The 23592-nt window shown below is 65.4% G+C and carries 21 protein-coding genes; 13 read left to right on the forward strand and 8 right to left on the reverse strand.

Annotated elements, in window-relative coordinates:
* Positions 1 to 4: 4 nt before the first annotated feature.
* Positions 5 to 1747: a patatin-like phospholipase family protein gene (locus MMG94_RS08040; RefSeq protein WP_154419931.1), complete on the reverse strand. Its 1743-nt coding sequence runs from the start codon at positions 1745 to 1747 to the stop codon at positions 5 to 7.
* Positions 1748 to 1966: 219 nt separating this feature from the next.
* Here MMG94_RS08040 and argJ point away from each other — a divergent pair, with 219 nt between their 5' ends.
* The 4 genes from argJ (at position 1967) to MMG94_RS08060 (ending at position 5759) form a co-directional block, all read left to right on the forward strand.
* On the forward strand, positions 1967 to 3214 hold the full coding sequence (gene argJ, locus MMG94_RS08045; protein ID WP_016921538.1) for a bifunctional glutamate N-acetyltransferase/amino-acid acetyltransferase ArgJ: 1248 nt from the start codon (positions 1967 to 1969) through the stop codon (positions 3212 to 3214).
* 195 nt (positions 3215 to 3409) lie between these two features.
* Positions 3410 to 3928: a hypothetical protein gene (locus MMG94_RS08050; RefSeq protein ID WP_016921539.1), complete on the forward strand. Its 519-nt coding sequence runs from the start codon at positions 3410 to 3412 to the stop codon at positions 3926 to 3928.
* 7 nt (positions 3929 to 3935) lie between these two features.
* Positions 3936 to 4337 (forward strand): (deoxy)nucleoside triphosphate pyrophosphohydrolase, encoded by a 402-nt coding sequence (locus tag MMG94_RS08055; protein ID WP_016921540.1) that lies wholly within the window; start codon positions 3936 to 3938, stop codon positions 4335 to 4337.
* Positions 4338 to 4382: 45 nt separating this feature from the next.
* Positions 4383 to 5759 carry a DUF2252 domain-containing protein gene (locus tag MMG94_RS08060; RefSeq protein ID WP_016921541.1) on the forward strand — a complete coding sequence of 459 codons (1377 nt, stop codon included), beginning with the start codon at positions 4383 to 4385 and terminating at the stop codon, positions 5757 to 5759.
* A 3-nt stretch (positions 5760 to 5762) separates the two neighbouring features.
* Here MMG94_RS08060 and MMG94_RS08065 read toward each other — a convergent pair whose 3' ends face one another.
* The 4 genes from MMG94_RS08065 to MMG94_RS08080 all read right to left on the reverse strand — a co-directional run bounded on the left by MMG94_RS08065 (position 5763) and on the right by MMG94_RS08080 (position 11248).
* A complete protein-coding gene (locus tag MMG94_RS08065; RefSeq protein WP_016921542.1) occupies positions 5763 to 6827 on the reverse strand; it encodes a sensor histidine kinase in 1065 nt (354 codons plus the stop codon).
* 177 nt (positions 6828 to 7004) lie between these two features.
* Positions 7005 to 9020, reverse strand: coding sequence for a DNA topoisomerase IV subunit B (gene parE / locus MMG94_RS08070; RefSeq protein WP_016921543.1), 2016 nt, complete (start codon positions 9018 to 9020; stop codon positions 7005 to 7007).
* A gap of 53 nt (positions 9021 to 9073) precedes the next feature.
* A complete protein-coding gene (locus MMG94_RS08075; protein WP_016921544.1) occupies positions 9074 to 9322 on the reverse strand; it encodes a hypothetical protein in 249 nt (82 codons plus the stop codon).
* A gap of 66 nt (positions 9323 to 9388) precedes the next feature.
* Positions 9389 to 11248 carry a bifunctional diguanylate cyclase/phosphodiesterase gene (locus MMG94_RS08080; RefSeq protein ID WP_244415497.1) on the reverse strand — a complete coding sequence of 620 codons (1860 nt, stop codon included), beginning with the start codon at positions 11246 to 11248 and terminating at the stop codon, positions 9389 to 9391.
* A 274-nt stretch (positions 11249 to 11522) separates the two neighbouring features.
* Between MMG94_RS08080 and MMG94_RS08085 the strand changes: the two genes are divergently transcribed.
* The 4 genes from MMG94_RS08085 to MMG94_RS08100 all read left to right on the forward strand — a co-directional run bounded on the left by MMG94_RS08085 (position 11523) and on the right by MMG94_RS08100 (position 15254).
* A complete protein-coding gene (locus MMG94_RS08085) occupies positions 11523 to 12758 on the forward strand; it encodes a glycosyltransferase family 4 protein (protein WP_016921546.1) in 1236 nt (411 codons plus the stop codon).
* Between the two features lie 72 nt (positions 12759 to 12830).
* Entirely contained in the window at positions 12831 to 13817 is a 987-nt protein-coding gene (locus tag MMG94_RS08090) for an ABC transporter substrate-binding protein (RefSeq protein ID WP_016921547.1), read from the forward strand.
* Positions 13814 to 14569: an ABC transporter permease gene (locus tag MMG94_RS08095; RefSeq protein WP_016921548.1), complete on the forward strand. Its 756-nt coding sequence runs from the start codon at positions 13814 to 13816 to the stop codon at positions 14567 to 14569. Before MMG94_RS08090 ends, MMG94_RS08095 begins: the two co-directional genes overlap by 4 nt.
* Positions 14511 to 15254: an ABC transporter ATP-binding protein gene (locus MMG94_RS08100; RefSeq protein WP_016921549.1), complete on the forward strand. Its 744-nt coding sequence runs from the start codon at positions 14511 to 14513 to the stop codon at positions 15252 to 15254. Before MMG94_RS08095 ends, MMG94_RS08100 begins: the two co-directional genes overlap by 59 nt.
* Before the next feature lie 425 nt (positions 15255 to 15679).
* Here the strand turns inward: MMG94_RS08100 and MMG94_RS08105 are convergent, their stop codons facing one another.
* Positions 15680 to 16369, reverse strand: coding sequence for an SDR family oxidoreductase (locus MMG94_RS08105; RefSeq protein ID WP_026016158.1), 690 nt, complete (start codon positions 16367 to 16369; stop codon positions 15680 to 15682).
* 96 nt (positions 16370 to 16465) lie between these two features.
* On the opposite strand from MMG94_RS08105, the gene MMG94_RS08110 reads away from it, so the two are divergent.
* Positions 16466 to 17548 carry a M48 family metallopeptidase gene (locus MMG94_RS08110; protein WP_016919368.1) on the forward strand — a complete coding sequence of 361 codons (1083 nt, stop codon included), beginning with the start codon at positions 16466 to 16468 and terminating at the stop codon, positions 17546 to 17548.
* 77 nt (positions 17549 to 17625) lie between these two features.
* On the opposite strand, the gene rpoH is transcribed toward MMG94_RS08110, so the two are convergent.
* Both rpoH and MMG94_RS08125 read right to left on the reverse strand, forming a co-directional pair.
* A complete protein-coding gene (gene rpoH / locus MMG94_RS08115) occupies positions 17626 to 18510 on the reverse strand; it encodes an RNA polymerase sigma factor RpoH (protein ID WP_016919369.1) in 885 nt (294 codons plus the stop codon).
* Between the two features lie 224 nt (positions 18511 to 18734).
* Complete coding sequence (locus MMG94_RS08125; RefSeq protein ID WP_016919370.1) at positions 18735 to 20246, reverse strand: helicase HerA-like domain-containing protein; 1512 nt, start codon at positions 20244 to 20246, stop codon at positions 18735 to 18737.
* Positions 20247 to 20433: 187 nt separating this feature from the next.
* Here MMG94_RS08125 and MMG94_RS08130 point away from each other — a divergent pair, with 187 nt between their 5' ends.
* From MMG94_RS08130 to MMG94_RS08145, 4 genes are all read left to right on the forward strand, one after another.
* A complete protein-coding gene (locus tag MMG94_RS08130) occupies positions 20434 to 20784 on the forward strand; it encodes a hypothetical protein (protein ID WP_016919372.1) in 351 nt (116 codons plus the stop codon).
* A 71-nt stretch (positions 20785 to 20855) separates the two neighbouring features.
* A complete protein-coding gene (locus MMG94_RS08135) occupies positions 20856 to 21503 on the forward strand; it encodes an SCO family protein (protein ID WP_016919373.1) in 648 nt (215 codons plus the stop codon).
* Between the two features lie 97 nt (positions 21504 to 21600).
* On the forward strand, positions 21601 to 22362 hold the full coding sequence (locus tag MMG94_RS08140) for a M48 family metallopeptidase (RefSeq protein WP_016919374.1): 762 nt from the start codon (positions 21601 to 21603) through the stop codon (positions 22360 to 22362).
* Between the two features lie 105 nt (positions 22363 to 22467).
* A complete protein-coding gene (locus tag MMG94_RS08145; protein WP_016919375.1) occupies positions 22468 to 23445 on the forward strand; it encodes a bifunctional enoyl-CoA hydratase/phosphate acetyltransferase in 978 nt (325 codons plus the stop codon).
* Positions 23446 to 23592: the final 147 nt, after the last annotated feature.

The following is a 23592-nucleotide window of genomic DNA, read 5'->3' on the forward strand; positions in this document are numbered from 1 at the left end:
TCGGTCAGGGCTTGTAGAAAGCCTGCCGGATGTCGTCCACGGCCTCGGAGATTTTTCCCGTCGCTTTTCTCACCGCGAATTGCGTTCCGATATTCGCGGCGACCTTTCTCTCGGCCCAGGCGAAAAAGCCGTCGAAATTGAGATGGACGTCGACGAGGCGGCTCACGACCGCCTTGGCGCGCCGCTTGATCAACGCGTCCAGCGGATCCCGCGCCGGTCCGAACACGGCGTTGACGTCGGGCAGATCCCGGGACGGGATCACGATCTCCTTGTTCATCAGGTCGCCGACGAGCGGAATGATCGGCAAGGCGCGCAGGTCGTTTTTCCCCAGCCGGGTGGAAACCGTCAGGGTCTCGCCCCGCGCTTCGCGCACGATCCACTTCTCGCGGTCGCCTTTGAATTCGTCGAAGAGATCGGCGGTTTCCGGCAACACGAAATGCCAGCGCAGGAAGGCCTGCGCATTGCGCCGCCCGAGCAGATAGTCGTGTCGCCGGAAGGACTGGTGCAGGAAGCCGCTGAACCCGCCAAGCGCCCCGCAGGCGATCGGATATTTCAGCGCCATGGGGCGCTGGTCGTCGCGCGCCGGCGAAATGAGATAGCGCGTGTAATATTCGTCGTCGGCGGCTTTGCGCAGCTCGTCGGGCTTGAAGCGGGCCTGATCCGTCAGCGTCGAGAGAAGCGTGGCGGCGATGCGGGCGAGGCTCATTTGCTCGTCCTCATTCACCGCGGCGGCGTTCCCGTCATCGGGCGTCGCCTCGAGCAGATTGGGGAACGGCGCGATCAGGATGACGGCCTTCGTCGTGCCGACGCCGTCATTGATATTGATGCGGCCCGCGCCCCCGGCGAGGAAGCGCCGCGTCAATTCGAGCGGCTCGTTGTCGATCGTGCCGCCATCGACGGCGACGAATTCATAAAGCTCGCCTTCTTTCGCCGAAACGATGGGCGGCGCGACGCCGTCGCCGAAGCGGATGCGGGAAATATACTCGTATTGGCTCGCGTCGCGGCGGATGATTCGCGGCGACAGGCCGATCGGAAAGGCGCCGGTGGCCTTGGCGGCCGTGCGGAACAAGTCCCAGTCCGGCGTCTTCGTGTTTCGAACGTTCAGCGCATAGACGCCCGGCTCCGGCCTGGGATCGATCCCGATCTTGAAATCGAGCAGATCGCCGTGATTCAGCATGCCGTAGCGGCGCGGATCGGCGGCCCCGTAAATCTCGAAAGCGTAGGGCACGCCGCGCATATTGGTGAGCGTGAGGCGCACGCGGACGCAATTTTCTCCGTCACGGCCGATCCATTCGGGCGCGCGAATGTCGCCCTCGAGATCGAAGGCGTCCTCGACGATCTTGTCGATCACGTCGCAGCAGAGCAGCGACCGCACCGGGGCGCCGGGCTTGAGGTCTATGTCGCCCGTTTCCAGCAGCCGGCTGATGTCGATATCCTCGACCCAGGAGGAATAAAGCCGGTTTCGCCGCCGTTCCGGGACTTGCCTCGCCGCGTCCTGCGGCCAGACATGATCGAAGACGCTGCGGAAGAAATGCAGGGCGCAGATCGACGACGTCATGCCGCCCGCCGAAGCGCCGGACATGATCGGGATCCGGACGTCATGCGTCGGCCCATCCCACCCAGCCTGCTTTTTCGCTTCCGTATAGGCGTCGAGCGCCTCGATGAAAAAATCCATCACGCCGGCGGTATAGGCGCCGGCCGAGACGGCGCCGGCCATGGTCAGGCCGATTTCGAAGGTTCTGGCCAAGGACTTCTCCTGCAATAAACTTGTGCGAAGCGCGCATAGCAACATCGTCAGATGACGCCTCTGTAAAAATGCCGCCGCGAAACGCGGGGCGCCACACGAAATTTTTTCTGCGCCCGAAGCTGTCTTGACGGCGCGGCCGGGGACGGCCAAACCGCCAGGATAGAATTGTTCGGACTCGGCCGTTCGTCGGCCGCGCGCCTTCCCCATCACGGTGATCCCATGGCTCATGACGCCCCCCTCTCGCCCCTCGCGCCGTCGACCACTCCCGAGATCGAGCCGCTCGACGGCGTGCGTTTCGCGGCCGGAGCCGCGGGCATTCGCTACGCCGGCCGCACCGACGTCATGCTCGCCGTCATGGACGAGGGCGCGACGGTCGCGGGCGTGTTCACTAAATCGAAATGCCCCTCGGCGCCGGTCGACTGGTGCCGGGCGCGGCTCAAGGGCGGCAAGGCCAAAGCGCTGCTCGTGAATTCCGGCAACGCCAACGCTTTCACCGGCAAAACCGGCGCGGAGCAGGTGAAATTCTCGGCGAAGCTCGCCGCCGCCGCGACGGGCGCGCGCGAGAACCAGATTTTCCTGGCGTCGACCGGCGTGATCGGCGAACCGCTCGACGCGTCGAAGTTCGAGGGCGTGCTCGACGATCTCGTCAAGCAAGCGCGCGCCGACGCGTGGCAGGACGCGGCGCGCGCCATCATGACCACCGACACCTTCCCCAAGCTCGCGACGCGCAAAGCGACGATCGGCGGCGTGGAGGTGACGATCAGCGGCATGGCCAAGGGCGCCGGCATGATCGCGCCGGACATGGCGACGATGCTCTCTTTCGTCTTCACCGACGCGCCGATCGCCGCCGAAGCGCTGCAGGCGATGCTTTCGAAATCGGTGCAGCGCTCCTTCAACGCGATCACGGTCGACAGCGACACATCGACATCCGACACGCTGCTGCTCTTCGCGACGGGGGCCGCCAAGAAGCGCGGCGCGCCGAAGATCGAGAAGGCGACGGACAAGCGTCTTCTCGAATTCAAGCAGGCGCTCGACGCCGTGCTGCTCGACCTTGCGCATCAGGTGGTGAAGGACGGCGAAGGCGCGCGCAAATTCGTCGAAGTGACGGTGACGGGCGCCGACAGCGCCAAGGCCGCCAAGAAAATCGCGCTCTCCATCGCCAATTCGCCGCTGGTGAAGACCGCTGTCGCCGGCGAGGACGCCAATTGGGGCCGCATCGTCATGGCCGTGGGCAAAGCCGGAGAACGCGCCGACCGCGACAAGCTCGCCATCTGGTTCGGCGGCGCGCGCGTCGCATTCAAGGGGCTGCGCGACCCTGACTACAATGAGCAGGAAGTGTCGGACATCATGAAAAGGCAGGAGATCGTCATCAATGTCGATCTTGGACTCGGCGAAGGCGCCGCGACCGTGTGGACCTGCGATCTGACGAAGGAATATGTGGCGATCAACGGCGATTATCGGAGCTGACGTCCAACCGCCGTCGCGAACGATGCGAAACGATCGGCAGGCGCATCGACGCGCCTCGTTCGCTTCGCCTCGCTCCGGCCGTGGCGGCGCCGGACCAAATTCTCTCCCACGCTGGCGAATTCCGAGACGCTTGCCTTTCGCGCTCCAAGCTGGAACTCTGGCATTGTCGCGGACAGTGTTTGGAGCGTTGCGCGTATGTTTCTCAAGCGTCTTGTTCTTCTCCTTTTTCCTCTCATTCTTCTCGCCTGCAACGCCAGCCCGCCCGCGCCGCAATTGCGTTTTGACGCGGCCGAAGCCGCCTTTCTCGACAGGCCCGGAACGACGACGATCCGGGGACAGGCCTTTCTTCCGGACAAGACAGGCGGCGTGAATGTGCGCTATGCGGCGGGCGAGGTCGTGCGGCTTATTCCCGCCACCGCCTACGCCAGAGCCCGGCTCGATTATTATTTCCACGGCGCCAAATTCGCGCCCGCCAACGCCGTTCCGAGAAACGATCCCGATCCCGATTACCTTGCGCATCAGCGAACGACCAAAGCCGGTCCGACCGGGCGTTTCGAATTCACCAATGTTCCGGCGGGACGTTATTATGTCTCGACGCAAGTGATCTGGAAGCCGGAGGATAAATTTTCCTCCGAAGGCGGGCTGATATATGAGGAGGTCGCCGTCACCGGAACGGAATTGAAGCCGGTGGAGGCGATCGTCTCGGGCAAATAGGGACTGTATGAAACTCCTCCTCGTCGTCGCCTGCGCGCTCATCGACAGCGACAATCGCGTGCTCGTCGCGCAGCGTCCCCAAGGCAAGCAGCTTGCGGGATTATGGGAGTTCCCCGGCGGAAAGCTGGACCCCGGCGAACGGCCCGAGGACGCGCTCATCCGCGAACTTGCGGAGGAGCTTTCCATCCAGGTGAAGGCGCCCTGCCTCGCGCCGCTCACTTTTGCGAGTCATGCTTATGACGAGTTCCACCTCCTCATGCCGCTCTATGTCTGCCGCAAATGGGAGGGCCTGGTTCACCCGGCTGAGGGACAGGCGGTGAAATGGGCGCGCGCGCGCGATCTGCGCAATTTCGACATGCCCCCCGCCGACGCGCCGCTCATCGCGCCGCTGATCGATCTTCTGGGCTAAATAGCCGTCATTGCGCGGTCGCCATTCGCCATCAGGGTCAAATCCATGGGAAAGACAGATTCGAACGGCCGCGACGACGTGAACGCAACAGGCTTGTCCCGGCGGGAGCGCTACGCATTCGGCAAGAGTTTGCGTGAGGCTGTTCCGCGCGAGGCGCTGGCCGACTATATCGCGCCTGACGACCGCAAGCCCCTTTCGATCATCAGGGAGACCGCCAGCGTGCGGCTGCCGTCTCTGCGCCCGCTGCGACGCGAGCTGATGATGCAGTCGCCCTTCGCCTTTCTGCGCGGCGCCGCCGACGTCATGGCCTTCGATCTCTCCCGCCAGCTCGCGCCCGGCGTGAAGGCGCAGGCTGCGGGCGACTGTCACATCATGAATTTCGGCGCCTATTCGTCGCCCGAAAACAACGTGCTTTTCGACGTCAATGATTTCGACGAATCGTTGCCGGACGTCGACATCGGATATGATCTGCGCCGGCTCGCGACGAACGTCGCGGTCGCGGCGCTCGAGATGGATTATGCGCGGGGCGAGGCGCGCGAGCTGGCGCGACGGGCGATCAAATCCTATCGAACGCGCATGCTCCAGCTCGCCGTCATGTCTCCCTACGAGATTTGGAATGTGCGCGTGCATCTGAAAGACGTCGTCAAGACGCTGCGCGACCGCGTACTGCACGAAAAACTCGCGGCGGCGATCTATGAGGGCAAAGGCCCCGAAGACAGGACGGACGGGCTTCCGAAAATCCAGAAGACCGGCGGCGGCTGGCGTTTCGTCGATAAACCGCCCAAGCTGCGCCATCTCGACAGGATGACCGACGACGGGGCGCATATCGATCTGCCGTCCTTGTTCGAACGGCTCGTGCGGGAGCGGCTTCCCGAGCCCGTCTCGCAACTTTTCGCGCGCTATCGTCTCTGCGACACGGCCTTCAAGGCCGTCGGCGTCGGCAGCGTCGGCGTCTTCTGCGGCGTCGCGCTTTACATGTCGGCGGACGAAGAGCCGCTCGCCTTGCAGATAAAGGCGGCGCAGCCATCGGCGCTGGAGCGGTTCGGCGCCGGAAGATGGAAGGGGGCGCAAGGAATGCGCGTCGTCTCGGGGCAGCGCGTGATGCAGGCGGCGTCGGACATGTTCCTCGCCGCCGCGGATGGCGACGGCTTCGAGAGCCGGTTCTATATGCGGCATCTGAAAACCCGGCGACTGGGCGGGATTGCGGAACTTCTGAAGGATCAGGCCTTCCCGGGTTATGTCGAGCTTTGTGGAAATGCGCTTGCGCGCGCTCACGCCCGTTCCTCGCAGCCCGCGTCGCTTGCGGGCTATATGGGAAAGGGAGAGGCCTTCGACGACGCTCTGGCTTCCTTCGCCATGCTCTACGCCAAGCAGACGCGGAAGGATTATCAAGCCTTTTGCGACGACGACGAAGCGGTGTGAATTCTAGTCCCGGATCATCGCGAAGCTTGCGGGGATGGACAGCGTCCAGATCAGCCCGTCGGGCGGGAAGCTCAGTTCGGCCTCGCCGTCGAGCGCTTGCGCGACGAGCTTCTTGACGACCTTGTGGCCAAAGCCCTCCTTCGGCGGCGTGGCGAGCGCGGGGCCGCCGCTCTCCCGCCATTCAATATTGAGCCGGCCATCCTCGAAGCCCCATTTGAGCGAAATATTTCCCTCCGGCCGCGACAAGGCGCCGTAGCTCAGCGCGTTGGTCGCGAGCTCATGCAGAGCGAGTCCGATATTCTGCGCGGCCTCCGGCTTCAGCATGATCTTCGGCCCGTCGATCGCGGCGTGTTCACAAACGCTGTCCTTCGCGACATCGAGACAATAGGCCATTTGCGCGCGCGCAAGATCGTGCATCGAGGCGCCGCGCCAGTCCTGCGACACGAGCAGGTCGTGGGCCATGGAGAGCGCCTGCAGGCGCGCGCTGAATTTGCGCTGGAATTCCTGCACCGAAGGCGCGCCGGCGGCCGTCTGGCGCGACATGGCCTGCACCACGGCGAGCAGATTCTTCGAGCGATGCACCAGTTCGCGCAGCAGGACGCGCACATGCTGCTCGCGCATCTTGCGTTCGGTGATGTCGCGCGCCGTGCCGAGAATGCGCACCGCGCGTCCATATTCGAAGAAGGTGCGGCCGCGGATCGACACCCAGCGCTCGACTTTGTCCTTTACGCCGATAACGCGATATTCGATCTCGTAATCGCCTTCATAGGTCGGATCGAGCGCAAGGCCCACGGCCTCCTTGCTGCGGCGGCGGTCCTGCGGATGAATAGCGTTTCGAAAGACGTCGAAGCCCGGTTCGAGATCGTCGGGCAGAGCCCATAATTCCCGCACGCGCGCGTCGAGATGCACCGCGCCGGTGACGAGATTCCAGTCCCAGACGCCCGTGCGGCCGGCGTCGAGCGCGAGCTGCATGCGCTCCAGCGCATAGGCCTGATCCTTGATCGCATCGCAGCCCGAGGGCGCGGCGCGCGCCTCGCCGGCGCCCGAAAGAGTGTCCGTATCGCTCACGCATCACCTGTTCTGGACGACTCATTATACGCCCAGACAGCCGCCCGCGCGAGCGTTGGAGTGAGCGTGAGCGGCGGAAGGCTCGCCGTCCTTGCGGGCGAAGCAATATAGAAGCCGCGACGCCGCCGCCATAGGCGGCGACGTCGCGCGCTCGGCGATGAGGCGCGCTTCGCGCCCTCAAATATCCAGTAACTCCGAAGCGAACGCCGCCTTCTCCTGAATGAAGGCGAAGCGCGCCTCGGGCTTGTTGCCCATCAGCCGCTCGACGCAATCGGCGACGTCGTCGCGCTCCTCGCCGGCGAGAACGACCTTGAGCAGCGTGCGCTTGCCCGGATCCATCGTCGTTTCCTTCAGCTGCTGCGCGCTCATCTCACCTAAGCCCTTGAAACGGTTCACCTCCACCTTGCCCTTGCCGGTCAGCGCCGTTTTGATCAATTCCTCGCGGTGATCTTCGTCGCGCGCGTAAACCGTCCTGGGTCCCTGCGTCAGCTTATAGAGGGGCGGCTGGGCCAGATAGAGGTGCCCCTTCTCGATGAGGCGCGGCATCTGGCGATAGAAAAAGGTGATGAGCAGCGAGGCGATATGGGCGCCGTCAACGTCGGCGTCCGTCATCACGATCACTTTCTCGTAGCGCAGCTCCTCGTCGCGATAATGCGAGCCGAGTCCGCAGCCCAGGGCCTGCGTGAGATCGGCGAGTTGCTGGTTCGCCAGCAGCTTGTCCTTCGTCGCGGAAGCGACATTGAGGATTTTGCCGCGCAGCGGCAGAACGGCCTGCGTCGCGCGGTTGCGCGCCTCTTTCGCGGAGCCGCCGGCGGAGTCGCCTTCGACGATGAAGAGCTCCGAACCCTGCGCCGAATTATTTGTGCAGTCGACGAGCTTGCCGGGCAGGCGCAATTTGCGCGTCGCCGTCTTTCGCGCGACGTCCTTCTCCGCCTTGCGGCGCAGACGCTCCTCGGCGCGCGTCACGGCGAAATCGATGAGCTTGTTCGCCTGCGTCGGCGCGGCGGCGAGCCAGTGGTCAAAAGCGTCGCGCACCGTCTGTTCGACGATGCGCGCGCCCTCGGCGCTCATGAGGCGGTTTTTCGTCTGCCCCTGGAATTGCGGATCGCGGATGAAGACCGAGATCATCGCCGCAGCCGACCCCATAATATCCTCGGCGGCGACGTCCTTGAAGCGCTTCGACTGACTGGTGCGGTCGGCGTGATCCTTCAATCCCTTCATGAGCGCAAGGCGGAAGCCGGCTTCATGCGTGCCGCCGTCCGGCGTCCACACCGTGTTGCAGTAGGAATTGATGAAGCCGTCATCCTCGGCGAACCAGGCGATCGCCCATTCGAGCGAGCCGTGACCGCCTTCGCGCGTCACCTTTCCCGCGAAGGGCTGATCGGTGACGAGCTCCTTGTCGTGCGTTTCGCGGGCGAGATAGTCCTTCAGGCCGCCGGGGAAGGAGAGCACCGTCTCGGCGGGCGTGTCCGAGCCCGGTTCGATCAGAGAAGGATCGCAGCGCCAGCGGATTTCGACGCCGCCGAAGAGATAGGCCTTGGAGCGCGCCATGCGGAAGAGGCGCGCGGGGCGCCAATGCGCGCCGGCGTCGAAAATCGCGTCGTCCGGCTTGAAGCGCACGCGCGTGCCGCGCCGATTGTGAATCTTGCCGACTTTCTGCAGCTTGCCGAGCGGCAGGCCCCGCGAAAACTCCATGCGATAGAGCTGCTGCTCGATCGCGACCTCGACTTCGACCTTCTCGGAAAGCGCGTTCACGACCGAGACGCCGACGCCGTGCAGGCCGCCCGAGGTTTGATAGGCGCCGGAATCGAATTTGCCGCCGGCGTGGAGCACCGTCATCACGACTTCGAGCGCCGACTTGTCCTTCATCTTGGGATGCGGACCGACGGGAATGCCGCGGCCATTATCGGCGACCGTCAGCCAGCCGCCCGGCTCCAAAGTCACCTCGATGAAGGTGGCGTGGCCGGCGACGGCTTCGTCCATCGAATTGTCGAGCACCTCCGCGAAGAGATGGTGCAGCGCCGTCTCATCCGTGCCGCCAATATACATGCCGGGGCGCCGGCGGACGGGCTCCAGCCCCTCCAGCACCTCGATGGAGGCGGCGGAATATTCGGCTGGTGCTGATTTTGCTGCGGGTTTGGGCGCGGGCGCCTTGCGCGGCGCGCCGCCGAAAAGGTCGGGTTTCGTGGCCATGGGCCGATATTAGCGTGATTCGGCCGCCGGCGCGCGGGAGCCCGATTGACGCCTCAAAAGCCGAAAAACTTCTCGCGCAGGGCGTCCTCATAGGCTTCCTTCGCCTCGAGCACCTTGTTGCGCGCCTCGTCTTCCTCGAAATGCGCCTCCTCCCATTTGTCGACCTCGGCGACCGAATGGGTGACGGAAGCAAGCGTTTCTTCCTTGCGGATCGCGGCGATCCACGCCTCGACCGCTGTCTTGTAGGCGGCCTGCAGCGTATCCAGTTCAGCGGCGTCTTCTTGCGTTTGGTCCGTCGTCATGGCGTCTCTCCCACGCGCGCAACCTAGCCCGGGAAAATGACCGTTTCGCCACAGAACGGCGGCGTCTCAGCCCCTCCTCCCGGCGGCGAGAGGGCGCGCGCGCGGCCCTTCGACGACTTGCCGGAAGGCCGACAGCGGTTTGGGCTGGCTGATCAGATAGCCCTGGATCTCGTCGCAGCCGAAGCCGTGCAGCTTGCGCAGCTGCGCCGGCGTCTCGACGCCTTCGGCCGTCGTCTTCACGCCGAGTTCGCGGGCGAGCCCGACAATCGCGCGAATGATCGAGGCGGTCTCCCGCCGAATGTCGATTTCCTGAACGAAGGAGCGATCGATCTTGATCCGGTCGACCGGGAAAGCGCGCAGATGCGAGAGCGCCGAAAAGCCCGTTCCGAAATCGTCGAGCGCGATCGAGACGCCGAGACGCCGCAGATCGCTGAGGCAGGCATGCGTCGCCGCGTTTTCGAGCAGCAGCACGGACTCGGTGATTTCCAGCTCCAGCCGCGACGGCGGGAAATTCGTTGCGGCGAGCGCGCGCGCGACGTCCAGGGCGAAGCCCGGCTTGAAGAGCTGCGTCGGAGACAGATTCACCGCGACGCGGATGTGCGGCGGCAGCGACGCGCCGAGGCGACAGGCTTCACCCAGCGCCCAATCGCCAATGTCGCAGATCAGGCCCGCCTTTTCGGCGATCGGCAGGAAGTGCGGCGGCGTCAGGACGCCATGTTCCGCGCGGCGCCAACGCAGCAGCGCCTCGAAACCGGAAACTTCCGGAGCCGCGAGATTGACGATCGGCTGGAAGTAGAGCTCGAATTCGCGCCGCTCCAGCGCATGTTCGAGTTCTCTCTCCGCCTGCCATCGGGACGCCATCCTGGCTTCTATTTCGCGGCTGAAGAAACTGAAGCTCCCACTGTTGTTCGCCTTCGCTTCGTAAAGCGCGAGGTCGGCCTTCTTCATGAGCTGCGTCAGATCGAAGCCGTCCGCGGGCGCGCGCGCGACGCCGATGCTCGCGCCGACGGCGGCCTTCGTTCCATGGAGCGCGACCGGCTGGCTGACGGCTGCGCCCACGCGTCGCGCGAGCTCCTGAATGGCCGTATCGTTCGCCGCCGAAGCTTGAAGGACGACGAATTCGTCGCCGCCCATGCGCGCGAGGAACTCGCCCGATTTCAGCGCGTCTCCAAGCCGCTCCGCCACGATCTTGAGAAGTTCGTCCCCGGCTTGATGGCCGAGCGTGTCGTTGACGCTTTTGAAATTGTCGAGATCGATCCAGAGAATCGCCACGCCGCCGCGGGACTTTGCGGCGACCGCAAGCGCCTCGCGCGCATATTGCTCGAAGGCGGAACGATTGGCGACGCCGGTCAAAGCGTCGAAATAGGCGAGACGCTGAATTTTCTCCTTGCGGTCTTTCTGCTCCAGCGCGATCGCGCAAAGATTGACGCAGGCCTGAACGATCGTTCGCTCGAGCGCGCTCGGTCCCCGGCAGGTCCGGAAATAAAATGCGAATGTGCCGATGACGCGCCCGTCCGAGGCGCAGATGGGCGACGACCAGCAAGCGCGCAGACCAAGCGGCAGCGCAAGGTTCTTGAAGTCCGTCCAAAGCGGGTCCGTGGCGATGTCGACAACCTCCACCGCTTCTCCGAAATAGGCGGCGGTTCCGCAGGAGCCTCGTTGCGGACCGCTTTGCATTCCCGCGATCGCAAGGGAATAGGAGCTTGGCAGGCTTGGCGCCGCCAATGGATGCAGCCGCCCTTCGCAATCGACGGCGAGAATGGTGCAAGCGACATCGGGCGCGAGACGCTCGGCCTGCAGGCAAAGCCGGTTCATCACCAGTTGCGCCGGCAGGTCGCGGGCGACGCCTTCGAGCACGTCGTGCTGCAGCGCGCGCAACCCGAGCATTGACGGCTTATCGCATCCGCCGCAGTTGAACTCCGACATGATCGACCCTGTGAAAACGACGCGTTAACCACTATCGTTACGCTCGACCGGATCGCCTGACCGCCAAACGGCGCGCGCCGGCCTATCCTGCGGAGCGGGGAGCCGCTTCCGTCCAGACAGCAACAGCCTTTAATTGCAGACAAGCGGAAGATGCGCGTCAAAAATTAAGAAACGCTTCCAAACAAAGCAGTTAGGGGATTGCGGCGTCGTCTTTGATTTACCGGCCTGCAAGCAACCATCGCTTAGATTGTCGGCTCCCAGTTTCGGAGCGGCCATGTCGCATCTCACAGTCGTCATCTGCGTCGACCACGCCTTTGTCAGCGGCGGACAATCGAAAGTCGCCATCGAAAGCGCCGTCGGCCTCAAGGCGGCGGGGGCGCGGGTCATCTTCTTCTCGGCGTGCGGGCCTGTGGACGAGCGGCTCGCCGCGGCGGGCGTCGAAGTGGTTTGCCTCGGCCAGCACGACATTTTGGGAAATCCCTCACGCCTGGCCGCAGCGCGACAGGGCGTCTGGAATCAGCCGGCGGCCGCGGCGCTCGCAAAGACTCTGGACGAACTTTCCTACGACCAGACCATCATTCACGTTCACGGCTGGGCGAAGGCGTTGTCGCCGGCGATCGCAAAGCCCATCCAAGCGGCGGGGCTGCCGGCCGTCTATACGATGCACGAATATTTTCTGAATTGTCCGAATGGAGGCTTCTACAATTTCCAGAAAGGGGCTGTCTGCCCGCTGCAACCCATGTCGCTCGCCTGCTGGACGACGAATTGCGACTCCCGCAACTACCCGTTCAAGCTGTGGCGCAATGCGCGGCAATTCGTCGCCGGCCACGTCGCGCATCTCGCCGAAACCTTTTCGGACATCATCCTGCTTTCCGACCTTCAGCAGAAGGTTCTCGCAACCTGCCTGCCGGAAGGCGCCGCGATCCACCGCGTGACCAACCCCGTCGAGGCGGAGCCGCTCGGCCGCAAGCCGGATCCAGCGGCGGGAGACTTTCTTTTCGTCGGCCGCCTGTCGGCCGAGAAAGGCGCTTTCCTTTTCGCGGAAGCGGCGAAACGCGCGGGCGTCACGCCGGTCTTCGTCGGCGACGGACCGGTCGCGGGCGAGCTGCGCGCGCGCTTTCCTCACGCGCGGCTTCTCGGCTGGAAATCTCCGGCGCAAGCGCGAGACGCGATGCGCGCGGCGCGGGCGCTGGTCTTCCCTTCCTTGTGGTACGAGACCTTCGGCCTCACCGCGCTGGAGGCCAAGGCCATGGGCGCGCCCGCGATCGTCGCGGATGGCTGCGCCGCGCGCGAAGCGGTCGAAGACGGCGTTACAGGGCTCTGGTTCAAGAGCGGCGACGTCGACTCGCTCGCTTCCGCGATCCGCGAATTGAACAATGACGCCGTGATCGCCGACATGTCGCGCAAAGCCTATGACGCCTATTGGGCCGCCCCCGCCTCGTTGGAGCGGCATGTCCGGGAGACGCTCGCCGTCTACGAGCAAGCGCTGACGCGCGGCGCCGAGGGCTGATCGGGACAATTTCCCGCAATCGACGGGCGGCGCTTCCTGCGCTAAGACCTCGGCGAAAATATAGGAAAAACGATGAAACGTCCCGTCGCGCTGCTCGCCGCCGCTTTTCTTTTCGCCACGCCCGCCAGTCTTTTCGCCACGCCCGCCAGCGCGGAGAGGCTGCGCCTCGCTTTGCAGAAAACCGGCACGACCGGCTGGGAGATGGCGGTCGTGAAAGCCTTCGGCCTCGACAAGGAGGCGGGGCTCGAACTGGACGTGACGGAGCTTGCGTCGCCCGAGGCGGGCAAGATCGCGATTCAGGGCGGCTCCGCCGACATCATCGTCTCCGATTGGCTGTGGGTCGCGCGCGAACGCGCGCAAGGCGCCAGGCTCACGCTCTATCCCTATTCCACCGGCGTCGGCGCGGTGATGACGAAAGACGCGTCGATCAAAGGCGTGAAGGACCTTGCGGGCAAAAGACTCGGCGTCGCGGGCGGGCCGCTCGACAAGAGCTGGCTGATGCTCAAGGCCTTCGCGGCGAAGCAGGGCGTCGATCTCGAAAAGAGCGCGACGATCCTTTACGGCGCGCCGCCGCTCATCGCCGAGAAGGCGCTGCAGGGCGAACTCGACGCCGCGCTCGAATTCTGGAATTTCGCCGCCGATCTCGAAGCCAGGGGCTTTGCGCGTCCCATCGAGATCGCCGACGTCGAAAAAGCGCTCGGGGCGAAAGGCGACGCGGTCGTCACCGGCTATGTGTTCGACGACGGCTTTGCGGCGAAGAACAAGGAGGCGCTGTCCCGCTTCTTCGCAATGACGGCGAAAGCAAAAACGCTTCTCGCCAAGGACGACAAGGCCTGGGCGGCGGCGGCGCAGCGCATCGGCGCCAGGGACGCGGCGACGCTCGACGTCTATCGCAAGCGCTATGTCGCCGGCATTCCCAAACGCACGGTCGCGCAGGAGGCGGCGGACGCGGCCGCGCTCTACAAAGCGCTGGCCAAAATCGGCGGCGAAAAGCTCGTTGGCCCCGGCAAGACGCTCGACCCCGGGACCTTCTACCAAAGCGAGGCCGACGGCCATTGATCCGCATCGTCTCGCTCGCGGCGCTCCTCGCGCTCTGGCAGGCCGCGGCCTGGGCTTCCGATCCGCGCCGCCTGCCGGGACCGGCGCTCGTCTTCGACGCGATTATCGAGGAGGCCCGCTCCGGCGCGCTTTTCATGAATCTCGCCGCGACGCTGGCGCGCGTCGCCGCCGCCTTCGCGCTCGCCATGAGCCTCGGCTCCGCGATCGGTTACGCGATGGGGCGCAACCGGCTCGCCGACCGCCTTCTCGATCCCTGGCTCGTCGTGCTGCTCAATCTGCCGGCGCTCGTCGTCATCGTCCTCGCTTATGTCTGGGCCGGCCTGACCGAGGCGGCGGCGATCGGCGCCGTCGCCTTGAACAAGCTGCCGAACGCCGTCGTGATGATCCGCGAAGGCGCCCGCGCGCTCGATCCCGCGCTCGACGAAATGGCGCAGGCCTTCCGCCTGTCGCGGGCGTCGCGCGTCAAGCATGTCGTCCTGCCGCAGCTTGCGCCCTATTTCGCGGCGGCGACGCGCTCGGGCCTGTCGCTCGTCTGGAAGATCGTCCTCGTCGTGGAGCTGCTCGGCAGATCCGACGGCGTCGGCTTCGAGATCAACATGGCGTTCCAGCAATTCGACATGAAGCTGCTCTTCGCCTACGCAATCCCCTTCGTCGCCCTCATGCTCGGCGTCGAAACATTTCTGGTGCAGCCTCTTGAACGACACCTCGCCCGCTGGCGGCGCGGCGCCCCTGGACGTCGCGATCGCGCATAAGGACCATCGCCGCGCCGACGGGCGGCCGTTGCGCGCGCTCGAAGATTTGCGCCTTGCGCTTCCCTTCGGACAGGCCGGGGCCGTCGTCGGGCCATCCGGCTGCGGCAAGACCACCCTGCTGCGCCTGATCGCGGGTCTCGACCGCGATTTCTCGGGCCACATCCATCTGCCCGCCCATGGCCGGCTCGGCATGGTCTTTCAGGAGCCGCGCCTTCTGCCCTGGCGCAGCGTCGCCGACAATATCCGCATCGCCGCGCCCGGCGCGAGCGAAGAGGAAATCGCCGCGCTCCTCGCCGAACTCTCGCTCGCCGAACATGCCGCGCATTTTCCCGGCGAATTGTCGCTCGGCCTTGCGCGGCGCGTTTCGCTCGCCCGCGCGCTCGCCGTGAAGCCGGATCTGCTGCTGCTCGACGAACCGTTCGTCTCGCTCGACGCGGCGCTGGCGCGCGACCTGCGCGAGCGGATCGCCGCGCTGATCGACGAGAAGCGCATCACGACGCTGATCGTGACGCACGACATCGCGGAAGCCGTCGCGCTCGCCGACAGGATTTTCCTGCTCTCTCCCCGCCCCGCCCGAGTCGTGGAGACGCTCGAGATCGAGACGCCGCGCAAGCGCATGTCGCCTGAAACGGCGCGCGCGCTCGAAGCCCGCGCGCACGCCGCGCTGACGGCCGCGCATCGATAATCAATAATGGTGGTGATGCAGGCCAGAGCAATCGGGCGAACGCTGGGCATGAGCGAATCCCTCCCCTTTACGGGGAGGGTGGCGCAGCGAAGCTGCGTCGGGTGGGGTCAAGCCCCAACGATATTATGGCGGCGCGAACCCCACCCGGCGGTCGCAGGCAAGTTTACGCAACCTGCGTAAACTTGCCTGCGACCGCCGACCTCCCCGTAAAGGGGAGGTATTGGCGGCTAATGCCCAAGATTGTTGTTCACCCGATTGCCCTATGATTCAGGCTCTCGACGCTCGTCCATCATGCCGGGCGCGCTCGCAAGACTGTGTCCGGCGCGATCTGCTCCACATGTCCGACGCGTTCCGCGCGGAAGGCGTCGAGACGCATCGGCCCGAAACAATCCATGTCAAAACGGCCGATTTCGCGAGAGACCGGCTCACCAGTCGATTTCATCGCCGCGATAATCGAGATAGCGGCGCGTGCCCGAGAGCGTGAGCCCGTCCACGACGCGAAGGATTCCCTCGGCGCTTTCCTCGACCGAGAGGGTGGCGTCGGGTCCGCCCATATCGGTGCGCACCCAGCCGGGATGCATGGAGACGACGGCTATCCTTTCCGGCCTCAAATCGTCGGCGAGACATTGCGTGATCTTGTTCAGCGCCGCCTTCGAGGCGCGATAGCCGACATTGAACGTCCCCTCCAGAGCCATGGAGCCGAGCACGCTCGACATCATGACGATGCGGGGATTTTCACTTAGGCGAAGCTGCGGCAGGAAAGCCTGCGCGACGCGCAGCGGCCCCAGCGAATTGACGTTGAGGAGATCGAGCACGCCGTCAAAGTCCATATCGAGCGCGTTCTGCCGCTCCGGCCCATAGGCGCCGGCGTTTGCGATCAGCGCGTCGACCGGGGCGTCGACCTGCGCCGCCGCCGCTGCGATCTGCGAGGCGTCGCGCGTGTCGAATATGAGGATGCGTCCCTTCTTCCCCGCCGGGGCGAGCGCCGCCTCCAGCGCCGCGCGACCCGCCTCGTTTCTCACGCTCGCCGTCACGCGCGCCCCGCGCAAAGCGAGCTGACGCGCCAGCTCCAGCCCAATGCCCCGGCTCGCGCCGGCGATCAGCCAATGCGACATGATTGAAATCTCCTTGCCACCGCTCCCGCCCATATAGCGCGTCGGCTTGTCTTTGGCGCTTGCGATGATAGCGTTGCGCCTCCCTGGGGGTTGAGCATGACGGAACTGGACGTCGAGGCCGGCAAGGCCAGCTATTTCGACGGCTATGCCGGGAAGCGCCAGGCGGTCGACCTTGTCTTCGGTCCCGCGCTGGAGATCGTCGAAGACGGCGTCCTGCTCGCGGCATGGCCCTATGCCGAGGTGCGCCGGCTGCCGCCGCCAGGCGGCGTGATGCGGCTGAAGGCGCTTGGCGCGCCCAAGGGCTCCTGGCTGGAGATCGACGATCCGGCCGCGCAGGCCGGGATCGTCCGCCATTGCGCGCTGCTCGCAGGCGAGACGGCGCCCGTCAATCGGGAGGGGCGCAGGAGGATCGTCTACGGCCTCGCCGCGCTGGCGGTCTTCGGCGCGGTCTTATGGCGCGGCGTGCCGCTCATGGCGGGGGCGATCGCGCCGGTCATTCCCGTCTCCTGGGAGAAGGCGCTGGGCGACGGCGCCGAGGCGGAGATCCGCAAAACCTACTCCGGCAAGAGCTGCGCCGCCCCGGCGGGCGTCGCGGCGCTGAACAAAGTCTCGGAGCGCCTTCAAGGGGCCGCGCATCTGCGCCTGCCGGCGACGATCGAGGCCGTCCAGTCGAAGACGCCCAACGCCTTCGCGCTTCCGGGCGGCAAGGTCTATCTGCTCTCCGGCCTCCTGGACAAAGCCGAGAGCCAGGATGAAATCATCGGCGTTCTCGCCCATGAACTCGGCCATCTCCAGCATCGCGACCATCTGCGCGGCGTCATTGCGGCGGGCGGAACGGCGCTGCTGATCGGGCTTGTTTTCGGCGACGTCAGCGGCGGCTCGGCGATGGTCGTCGTCGGCAATTCCGTCCTCAACGCCGCCCATTCGCGGGACGCCGAAGCGCTGGCCGACGCCTTCGCCGCGCAGACCATGGCCGCGCTCGGCCGGCCGGCCAAGCCCATGGGCGAGTTACTGGTGCGGATCACCGGCGAGGACGATGGCGGCGCGATCAGCATCCTGCACGACCACCCGCTGAGCGAGGACCGCCTGGCGCGGCTCGCCCAAGCAAATAAGGGCGAAACCGCGCCGCCTCTGCTGAGCCCGGAGGAGTGGAAGGCGCTGAAGGGGATCTGCGGGTAGCCGCCTCCGGCGGCGGACGCCCCTCTCGCCGCAAGCGGGGAGAGGTACCGGCGCGGGGCTCGTCGACCGCGCGCCAGCTACATCGCCGCCGCGTGCGCTTCCTCCATGCGCGCGACGCCAGACTTTACCGCGGCCTGCACCTTCTCGAAGGCGCGGACCTCGATCTGGCGGACGCGCTCGCGGGAGACGCCGAATTCCTCGGAGAGCGCCTCGAGCGTCACCGGATCGTCGGCGAGCCGGCGCGCCTCGAAGATGCGGCGCTCGCGCGGATTGAGGACGTCAAGCGCGCCGCGCAGGGCCGTAAGGCGGTTGTCGCTCTCTTCCCGCGCGACGAGGAGATGCTCCTGGCTGTCGCTGTCGTCGACGAGCCAGTCCTGCCATTCTCCCTCGCCTTCTTCGCGCAACGGCGCGTTGAGCGAGGCGTCGCCGCCCATGCGGCGGTTCATCTCGATCACGTCCTGCTTCGAAACGCCGAGGCGCGTCGCGATCTTCTCGACATTTTCAGGCCGCATATCGCCCTCCTCATAAGCGGAGATGCGGCTCTTGGCCTTGCGCAGGTTGAAGAACAGCTTCTTCTGGCTCGCCGTGGTGCCCATTTTCACGAGCGACCAGGAGCGCAGAATATATTCTTGAATCGAGGCGCGGATCCACCACATCGCATAAGTGGCGAGGCGGAAGCCGCGATCGGGCTCGAAGCGCTTGACGGCCTGCATCAGGCCGACATTGCCTTCGGAGATGATTTCGCCGATCGGCAGGCCGTAACCGCGATAGCCCATCGCGATCTTCGCGACGAGGCGCAGATGCGAGGTGACGAGTTCCTGCGCGGCCTTGGGGTCTTCATGCTCGCGCCAGCGCTTGGCGAGCATATATTCCTGCTGGGGCTCCAGCATGGGAAAACGACGAATTTCGCTGAGGTAGCGGGCCAGACCGCCTTCGGCGACGATGGGCAAGGAATTCGCCATATTGCGTCCCTCCTGGCGGGCTCCCAGGGCGGCAAGCCCGCAATGGTCGATCGCGCTAATCGCCGATCGCAACGAGGATAGTATAGGCAGGAAACAGCCGGCGGGAAAATGACCCCCGCGTGACAAGTCGCTAAAGTCGGGATTAAGATTCTGTAATAAAAGGGCGGCGCAAGCGCCGCCGCGGAAACCGTAATGCGCGGCTTTTCAATGCGCGCCGCAAGGTTTCATTTACTCATCGTGCCGAGCACGCCGCGTAAAATCTCCTTGGCGATGCGCGTTCCGGCCTCGCGCGCCGCGCTTTGCACGGCCGAGCGCATGGCCGCTTCCGCCGGGGAGAGGCGCTTGCCTTTGGCGGAGCCGAACAGCGTGCCCAGCACCCCGCCGATGACGCCGCCGAGCATGCCGCCGCCGCTCTTGGCGGGGCCGCCGCCCTGCAACGTTTCGAAAGCGGATTCGCGGTCGATCGCCTGATCGTATTTCCCGACGAATTTGCTTTCCGCCATCATGGCGGCGCGCTCCTCGGGCGCGATCGGTCCAACGCGGGCGGCCGGCGGCGCGATCAGCACGCGGTCGACCATCTCCGGCGCGCCCTTCTCGCCCAGCATGGAGACCAGCGCCTCGCCGACGGCGAGATGCATGATGGCCTCCGTGGTGTCGAAGGCCGGATTCTTCCGGAACGTCTCGGCGGCGGCGCGCACGGCCTTCTGGTCGCGCGGCGTGAAGGCGCGCAGCGCATGCTGGATCCGGTTGCCGAGCTGGCCCAGCACCGCGTCGGGCACGTCGAGCGGATTTTGCGTGATGAAGTAGACGCCGACGCCCTTGGAGCGGATAAGGCGCACCACCTGCTCGATGGCGGAAAGCAGCGCCTTGGGCGCCTCGTCGAAGAGGAGATGCGCCTCGTCGAAAAAGAAGACGAGCTTCGGCTTGTCCGCATCGCCCACTTCGGGCAGCGTCTCAAAAAGCTCGGAGAGCATCCACAAAAGGAAGGTGGCGTAAAGCTTTGGCGAACGCATCAGCCTTTCGGCCGTCAAAATGTTGACGGCCCCGCGCCCATCGCGATCGGCGCGGATGAAATCTGAAATGTCGAGCGCAGGCTCGCCGAAAAATTTGTCGCCGCCCTGCGTCTCCAGCGTCAGAAGCTGGCGTTGAATGGCGCCGACGCTGGCGGGCGCGATATTGCCGTATTTGACCTTGAAATCCGCCGCATGCTCCGCGACATACGTCAGCGCCGCGCGCAAATCCTTCAGGTCGATGAGCAATAATCCCTGTTCGTCCGCGACCTTGAAGACGATATTGACGACGCCTTCCTGCGTCTCGTTCAAATCGAGCAGGCGGGAGATGAGCAGCGGCCCCATTTCGGAGACCGTCGCGCGCACCATATGGCCCTGTTCGCCGAAAACGTCCCAGAAGACGACGGGAAAGCGATCGGGTTCGTAATCGAGGCCGATTTCCGCCGCGCGCTTCACGAAGGCGGGCTTGGAGTCGCCGGGCTGCGAGAGGCCTGCGAGATCGCCCTTCACGTCGGCGAGGAAGACAGCCGTTCCGGCGTTGGAGAAGCCTTCCGCCAGCAATTGCAGCGACACGGTCTTGCCGCCGCCCGTCGCGCCGGAAATAAGGCCGTGGCGGTTGGCGAGCGACAAGGCGAGGTAGCGATAGGCGCGCGCGCCGTCATGGGTCGCGCCGACAAGAATCTTTCCAGGAACGGCGTTGGGGCTGTCGCTCTTCATCTCGCTCATCTATCGGCTCTCATCGGCGCGCTTTTGTCGGAATCAGGGATTAAGGCGAGGCTACATCATTCCCGTGCGCGCCGCATCCGGCCGGGCGGAGACCGCGACGGCGCGATCGCGCGCATAAACGATGACCGCAACGGGCGCCTTGGCGAATGCGCCGGACCGGGCTAAGTTCCGGCCGCGAGGAAAAGGCATGAGGGCAGTTCTGGCGATCGTCGGCATGTTGGCCTTGGGCGCGGGCGCGTCCGGCGGCGTCGCGGCGCAATCGCGTCCGGCGCCTCTCAAGCTTGCAGCTTCCGTCAATCTGGAGAACAAACGTCTCGTCGCGCTGCTCAATTTCGAGATCGTGTCGCCCGCCGGAGAAGAGACGCCGGAGACGGTGATCGTCAGGCTCGACAAGCCGCTCGGCTCCGGCGAAAGCGCAAGCCTTCCGCTCTCGGGCGGCAAGGGTTGCCAATATCAGGCGCGCTGGGCTTTCGAGGATTTCAAGGACGCCGGCGACGTCGATCTTTGCGGCAACGCCCATATCGTGCTTGTCGACTAGCCGCTTCGACCGGCTGCAAGCAAACGCCGCGACAAAGAAACGCGCGCAATCAAAAAGAGCAGGAAACGCACATGTCGAGAGGGTCGGTGAAGGGCAACGGCAAGGCGGCGCGGCGCGGCGACAAGAACGCCGCGAAGGGACCCGCCGTATCGAAGACGCTGCTCATCGGCGCCGGTGCGGCGTTCGCGCTCATCTTCGGCGTCTTCGTCGCCGTGACCAGCAACACGCCCCCCGCGCCGCCGGCCTCGGCGATCGGCGGCCCGTTTCAGCTCATATCGCAAACCGGCCAGCAGGTCAGCGAGAAGGATCTCCTCGGGAAACCCTATCTCGTCTTCTTCGGTTATACGCATTGTCCGGACGTCTGTCATACGACGCTGTTCGAAATGTCGGAAATTTTGCGCGCGCTCGGTCCGGACGCGAAGGTCGGCGGCGTTTTCGTGACGGTGGATCCCGAACGCGACACGCCCGACGTCCTGAAAGATTATCTCTCCAGCTTCGACCCGCGGATCATCGGCCTCACGGGCCCGCGCGCGCAGCTCGAGCCGATGCTGCGCAGCTACCGCATCTATTCGAAGCGCGCGCCGGGCAAGGAAGAAGACTACGCCGTCGATCACACGACGGTCGTCTATCTCATGGACAAGAACGGCCGCTTCGTCACATCCTTCAATGTCGGCCGCAAGCCGGAAGAAGCCGCCAAGGATCTGGGCCGCTATCTTTGACGACGTAAAGCGCGCGCAAACGTAGGCAAGCGATTTTTTTGCGCGCGCCGCACTTTTCGAACTCGCGACTCGCGGCGCCTTTCGTTAGCATGTCGGCATGCTTCGACTCCTGCGTGACGTACCCGGCCGCAACGGTTCGTCTCTCATCACTCTCGAGCACGCCGGCGAGACGATCGTCGTCGCCTTGCGTCGCGCGCCCGCCGCGCGTCGTTTCACGTTGCGCGTTCGCTTCGCCGCGCGCGACGCCGTGCTCACCATGCCGAGCCGCGCGTCGCTGCGCGACGCGCGGGCTTTCGCCGAACGACATGCGGCCTGGATCGCCGCGCGCCTCAATCGCCTGCCCGCGACGATTCCCTTCGCGCATGGATCCGTCATCCCGCTGCGCGGCGTCGATCATGCGCTGATTCATCTGCCCGAGAAACGCGGCACCGTCTGGACGGAAGAGCGCGACGACGTCGCGGCCGGCGTCGCGCTCTGCGTCGCGGGCCAGCCCGAACATGTGCATCGCCGCGTGCAGGATCATTTCAAGCGCGAGGCGCGGCGCGATCTCGAGGGCGCCGTCGCCCGCCACGCCGCCGCGCTCGGGCTGCCGCCGCGCGGCGTGGGCCTGCGCGATCCGGTAAGCCGCTGGGGCTCCTGCTCTTCCTCGGGTTCGCTCAACTTCTCCTGGCGGCTCGTCATGGCGCCGCCTTTCGTCCTCGACTATCTTGCGGCGCATGAGGTGGCGCATCTCGTCCATCTCGACCATTCGCCGCGCTTCTGGTCGCTTACGCGCAAGCTCTGTCGCGACACGGACCGCGCCGAGGCCTGGTTATCGGCCCATGGCGCGCATTTGCACAAATATGGCGCGAAGGGATGATATGGCGTTGATAAGGGCGCCTTGGCGGCGTCGCCGTCCAGCGCGCGCCGCGCCCGCTCTGCGCCAGCGGATCGCTGGGTCCCGTGACCTGACAGGGGCGTCAAAATGAGCGAGATCAAGAGCGAGAAGGTTGCGCCGCCCTGGAGCGCCGTTTTTTCCCGCCCCCGCGGCGCGCTGCTGTCGGAGCTCATAAAACGCGCGCAATCGATGCCGCCGATCCGCATGGGCGTCGTGCATCCATGCGACCGTCCATCGCTCGAAGGGGCGCTGGCCGCGCGCGACCAGGGCCTGATCGTTCCGACGCTTATCGGGCCATGCAAGAAGCTGGAAGCGGCGGCCCGCGAAGCGGGCGTTTCGCTCGAAGACGTCGACGTCGTCGAAGCGCCGCACAGCCACGCCGCCGCCGATCAGGCCGTGGAGCTGGTGCGGCGCGGCAAGCTGCACGCGATCATGAAAGGCGCGCTGCACACGGATGAACTCATGGCGGCCGTCGTGCGGGACGGAACGGGCCTTCGCACCGACAGACGCATCAGCCATGTCTTCGTCATCGACGCGCCGACCTATCACAAGCTGCTGCTCGTCACCGACGCCGCGATCAACATCGCGCCGACGCTCGACATTAAGCGCGACATCATCCGCAACGCCGTCGATCTCGCCCACGCCATCGGCATAGCGCGTCCCAAGGTCGCGATCCTTTCGGCCGTCGAAACGGTGGAGGCGAAAATTCCCTCGACCGTCGAAGCCGCCGCGCTTTGCAAGATGGCCGATCGCGGCCAGATCGCGGGCGCCGTACTCGACGGCCCGCTCGCCTTCGACAACGCCATCTCGCGCGAAGCGGCCGAAGCGAAACATATTGCATCCGAGGTGGCGGGCGACCCGGACATTTTGGTGGCGCCCGACCTCGAAGCCGGCAATATCCTCGCCAAGCAGCTCGTCTTCCTCGCCGGGGCGGACACCGCCGGCATCGTGCTCGGCGCCCGCGTTCCGATCGTGCTGACGAGCCGGGCCGACGATGTGGGCTCGCGGGTCGCCTCGTCGGCGCTGGCGCAGCTTTTCGCGCACCGTCCCCGCCCGGCGGCGTAGCCGCCTCGACAAGACGCCCCCGCGCGTGGCAGAAGGCGCGGGACATCCGTTTCAGGCAGCGGAGCGAGGATCGACTTCCGCCGTCATTGCGAGGAGCGCTAGCTCCGAAGCAATCCCAGGGCCGCAGCGCGCCCCTGGATTGCTTCG

Origin of the sequence: Methylocystis parvus OBBP, assembly GCF_027571405.1 — a bacterium.
GTDB lineage: Bacteria > Pseudomonadota > Alphaproteobacteria > Rhizobiales > Beijerinckiaceae > Methylocystis > Methylocystis parva.